Genomic DNA, 4527 nt, shown 5'->3' on the forward strand with positions numbered 1-4527 from the left:
CCGTCCAGGACTGCCCCGCCTCCGCCCCCCCACTCCCCCCACGCACCGGCGGGGGGCCCCCCCCCCCCCCCCCCCCGCGGCGTCATAATCCGACACGCTCATCGGAGGCCCTGCGGTGCACGAACTGCCGCAAACGCTGGTCAACGGCCTGACCCTCGGTGCTCTCTATGGCTTGATCGCCATCGGGTACACCATGGTCTACGGCATCGTCCAGCTCATCAACTTCGCCCATGGCGAGATCTTCATGATCGGGGGCTTCGGCGCCCTCACCATCTACATCTGGCTGCCCAGTGGCACCGCACTCTCGCTGGCCCTGCCGCTGATGCTCATCGGCGGAGTGGTCGCGTCGGTCGGCATCGCGACGGCGGCCGAACGCTTCGCCTACCGACCCCTGCGTGGCGGACCACGACTCGCACCACTCATCACCGCGATCGGCCTGTCCATCGCGTTGCAGCAGGCAATCTGGGCCTTCTACCCGGACGCCAAGAAGCCCCGCAGCTTCCCGCAGTTCGAGGGCAAGTCCTTTGAGATCCTCAGCGATCTGCACATCCAGCGGGGCGACGCCTTCCTGCTGATAGCCGCCCCGATGTGCATGCTCGCCCTGGGCCTGTTCGTGTCCAAGAGCCGGTCCGGCCGCGCCATGCAGGCCACCGCCCAGGACCCCGACACCGCCAAGCTGATGGGTATCAACACCGACCGCATCATCGTGATGGCCTTCGCCATCGGCGGTGCGTTCGCCGCCGTCGCGGCCGTCTCCCACGGGCTCAAGTACGGCCAGATCAACTTCGAGATGGGCTTCATCGCCGGTCTCAAGGCGTTCACCGCCGCCGTCCTCGGCGGCATCGGCAACATCTACGGCGCCATGCTCGGCGGCGTCGTCCTCGGTATCGCCGAAGCCCTGGCCATCAAGTACATCCAGGACATCCCCGGAATGGACCAGCTCGGTGGCGGTGCCTGGAAGGACGTCTGGGCGTTCGCCCTGCTCATCCTCGTCCTGCTGGTCAGGCCACAGGGCCTGCTCGGCGAACGCGTAGCGGACCGGGCGTGAGGGAGTGACCATGAGCACCGACACCACCAAGAACACCGCCCGGAACACCGGCGCCGCCCCCCGCACCACCCTGCTGCGCGCGCTCACCGCCGCCGGCGGGCTGGCCGGGGTCCTCTCCACCTTCCTCGCCTGGACCTGGACGGACGAGTTCCCCGGGGACCTCACCGTCTACGGCTATCCCGGCGGACTCCAGCTCCTCACCCTCGTGCTGGCGCTGGCCACCACCCTCTTCGCGCTCTCCGCCCTGGAGATCCGGGGGCTGCGCTGGCTCACCCCGGCCGGTTCCACCGCGGCCCTGCGCGCGGCGGCCCTGGGCACCTTCGCCGTCACCTGGTTCACGGTCATCGCCATCGCCGTCGACCTCGACGGCCTGGTCAACCTGGAGCCCGGTGGCTACGTCGCAGCCCTGGCCACCGCGGCCCCGGTCGCCACCGCCTTCCTGCTGCCGGATGACACCCGGCCGATCTGCCGCCCCAAGGAGCTCCCCTCCTGGGCCGAGATCCTGATCATCGCGGGTGCCTTCGCCGTCGGTCTGTACGTCCTCAACTACGGCATCCAGACCGACGCCGAGCATCCCGAGCCGTTCCTCGGCTACCTGATCGCGGTGATCTTCGGTGCCATCACCCTGACCAAGTCGGGGCTGATCACCCGGATCAGCGCGCTCACCACCACCCACCGCTCCACCACCCTGATCGCGGCACTGGTCACGGCCGTCGCCTTCCCCTTCTTCCAGGACAAGGCCAGCTTCACCGAACTCGGCGTCAACATCGCCATCTTCGCGACCGTCGCCCTCGGCCTGAACATCGTGGTCGGCCTCTCCGGACTCCTCGACCTCGGTTATGTCGCCTTCCTCGGTGTCGGCGCCTACACCGCGGCCCTGGTCTCCGGAGCCACCGCCTCCACCATCGACGTCCACCTCCCGTTCTGGGCCGCGATGATCACCGGCGCCGCGGTCTCGCTGATCTTCGGGGTGGTCATCGGCGCCCCGACCCTGCGGCTGCGCGGCGACTACCTCGCCATCGTCACCCTGGGCTTCGGAGAGATCTTCCGCCTCGCCGTGCTCAACCTCGACGGCACCTCCGGCCCCTCGGTCACCAACGGTCCCAACGGCATCCCCAATATCCCGCCGCTGGAGATCTTCGGCTTCAACTTCGCCGACGATCACACCTTCGCGGGGCTCACCCTCGACTCCAACGGCAACTACTACCTGCTGATGCTGCTCGTCACGATCATCGTGGTGCTCGTCTTCAGCCGGGCGGGCAACTCCCGGATCGGGCGCGCCTGGGTGGCCATCCGCGAGGACGAGACGGCCGCCACCGCGATGGGCATCAACGGCTTCCGGGTCAAGCTCATCGCCTTCGCCCTCGGCGCCACCCTCGCCGGATTCGCGGGCACCGTCTGGGCCCACTTCCAGACCACCGTCGTCCCCGAGCAGTACGTCTTCACCAACACCGTGCCGCCGAACTCCACCTTCCTGCTCGCCGCCGTCATCCTCGGCGGTATGGGCACCATCGGCGGTCCGCTGCTGGGCGCCACGCTGCTCTTCCTGATCCCCAAGAAGCTGGAATTCCTCCAGGACTACCAGCTCCTCGCCTTCGGTATCGCGCTGATCCTGCTGATGCGCTTCCGCCCCGAAGGAATCATCCCCAACCGGCGGCAGCAGCTCGAATACCACGAGACCGGCCAGCTCGATGTGCCCGACGGCACCGGGCTCCAGAACAGCGCCGTCGGCGTCACCAAGGCGGAGGCGTGACCGACATGACGACCACCACCACGACCGCTCCCGTGCTCACCGCCACCGGCGTCACCATGCGCTTCGGCGGACTCACGGCCGTACGCTCGGTCGACCTCGCCGTCCACCCGGGCGAGATCGTCGGCCTCATCGGCCCCAACGGCGCGGGCAAGACCACCTTCTTCAACTGCCTCACCGGGCTGTACGTGCCCACCGAGGGCACCGTGTCCTACAAGGGGACCGTGCTGCCGCCCAAGCCGCATATGGTCACCCAGGCCGGTGTCGCCCGCACCTTCCAGAACATCCGGCTCTTCGCCAATATGACGGTGCTGGAGAACGTCCTCGTCGGCCGCCACACCCGCACCAAGGAGGGCCTGTGGTCCGCCCTGCTGCGCGGCCCCGGCTTCAAGCGGGCCGAGGCCGCGTCCAGGGAACGGGCCATGGAACTCCTGGAGTTCACCGGCCTCGCCGACAAGGCCGACCACCTTTCCCGCAACCTCCCCTACGGTGAGCAGCGCAAGCTGGAGATCGCCCGGGCCCTCGCCAGCGACCCCGGGCTGCTCCTCCTCGACGAGCCCACCGCGGGAATGAACCCGCAGGAGACCCGGGTCACCGAGGAACTGGTCTTCGCCATCCGGGACCGGGGCACCGCCGTGCTCGTCATCGAGCACGACATGCGCTTCATCTTCAACCTGTGCGACCGGGTCGCCGTACTCGTCCAGGGCCAGAAGCTGGTCGAGGGCACCTCGGACGTCGTCCAGAGCGATGAACGCGTGGTCGCCGCCTACCTCGGTACGCCCTTCGAGGGCGACCCGGGCGAGGAGGAGGCCGCCGAGGTCGAGGCCGCGGAGGCCGGAGCCGGTGGGGCGGGCCCGAAGAAGTCGGCCGTCACCGGCGACGCGGAGAGCACCACAGCACGTACGGAGGACGAACAGTGACCGCACTGCTCGAGGTCGAGGACCTGCGGGTCGCCTACGGCAAGATCGAAGCCGTCAAGGGCATCTCGTTCAGCGTCGAGGCAGGCCAGGTCGTCACCCTGATCGGCACCAACGGCGCCGGTAAGACGACCACCCTGCGCACCCTGTCCGGCCTCCTGGAACCCCTCGGCGGCTCCATCCGCTTCGACGGCAAGCCGCTCAAGGGCATCCCCGCCCACAAGATCGTCGCGCTGGGCCTGGCCCACTCGCCCGAGGGACGGCATATCTTCCCCCGGCTGACGATCGCCGAGAACCTCCAGCTCGGAGCGTTTCTCCGGAAGGACACGGACGGGATCGCCGCCGATATCCAGAAGGCGTACGACCTCTTCCCCATCCTCGGTGAACGCCGCGCCCAGGCGGCGGGCACCCTCTCCGGCGGTGAGCAGCAGATGCTCGCCATGGGCCGGGCGCTGATGTCCCGTCCCAAGCTGCTGATGCTCGACGAGCCCTCGATGGGTCTCTCGCCGATCATGATGCAGAAGATCATGCAGACGATCGCCGAGCTGAAGGCGCAGGGCACCACCATCCTGCTGGTGGAGCAGAACGCCCAGGCGGCGCTGTCGCTGGCCGATCAGGGCCATGTGATGGAGATCGGCAAGATCGTGCTGTCGGGCTCCGGGGAGTCGCTGCTGCACGACGAGTCGGTGCGGAAGGCGTACCTCGGCGAGGACTGAGCACGCAGGAAGAAGAAGGGAGAGGCCCGCACCGTGCGCACGGTGCGGGGGGCGGCCCGGTAGGTCCGCGGGGGCGGGCGCCATGGGGGTGGTCGG

Annotated in this window: 4 protein-coding genes; all 4 read left to right on the forward strand. The window is 68.7% G+C overall.

The window, feature by feature from the left end:
* Positions 1-115: 115 nt before the first annotated feature.
* From NMK44_RS14710 to NMK44_RS14725, 4 genes are read left to right on the forward strand one after another with little or no spacing between them, the layout of a single operon-like run.
* On the forward strand, positions 116-1048 hold the full coding sequence (locus NMK44_RS14710) for a branched-chain amino acid ABC transporter permease (protein ID WP_254742922.1): 933 nt from the start codon (positions 116-118) through the stop codon (positions 1046-1048).
* A gap of 10 nt (positions 1049-1058) precedes the next feature.
* Entirely contained in the window at positions 1059-2801 is a 1743-nt protein-coding gene (locus NMK44_RS14715) for a branched-chain amino acid ABC transporter permease (protein ID WP_254742925.1), read from the forward strand.
* A gap of 5 nt (positions 2802-2806) precedes the next feature.
* Positions 2807-3718, forward strand: coding sequence for an ABC transporter ATP-binding protein (locus NMK44_RS14720; protein WP_302888241.1), 912 nt, complete (start codon positions 2807-2809; stop codon positions 3716-3718).
* Positions 3715-4431 carry an ABC transporter ATP-binding protein gene (locus NMK44_RS14725; protein WP_254742931.1) on the forward strand — a complete coding sequence of 239 codons (717 nt, stop codon included), beginning with the start codon at positions 3715-3717 and terminating at the stop codon, positions 4429-4431. Before NMK44_RS14720 ends, NMK44_RS14725 begins: the two co-directional genes overlap by 4 nt.
* The last annotated feature ends 96 nt before the right edge of the window (positions 4432-4527 follow it).

Origin of the sequence: Streptomyces cucumeris (assembly GCF_024295805.1) — a bacterium.
In the GTDB taxonomy this organism is placed as follows: Bacteria; Actinomycetota; Actinomycetes; order Streptomycetales; family Streptomycetaceae; genus Streptomyces; species Streptomyces cucumeris.

What these genes read in the sequence shown, in the direction of transcription:
- NMK44_RS14715 (WP_254742925.1), top strand. Translation starts at nt 1,059, where the DNA reads ATGAGCACCGACACCACCAAGAACACCGCCCGGAACACCGGCGCCGCC.
- NMK44_RS14720 (WP_302888241.1), top strand. Translation starts at nt 2,807, where the DNA reads ATGACGACCACCACCACGACCGCTCCCGTGCTCACCGCCACCGGCGTC.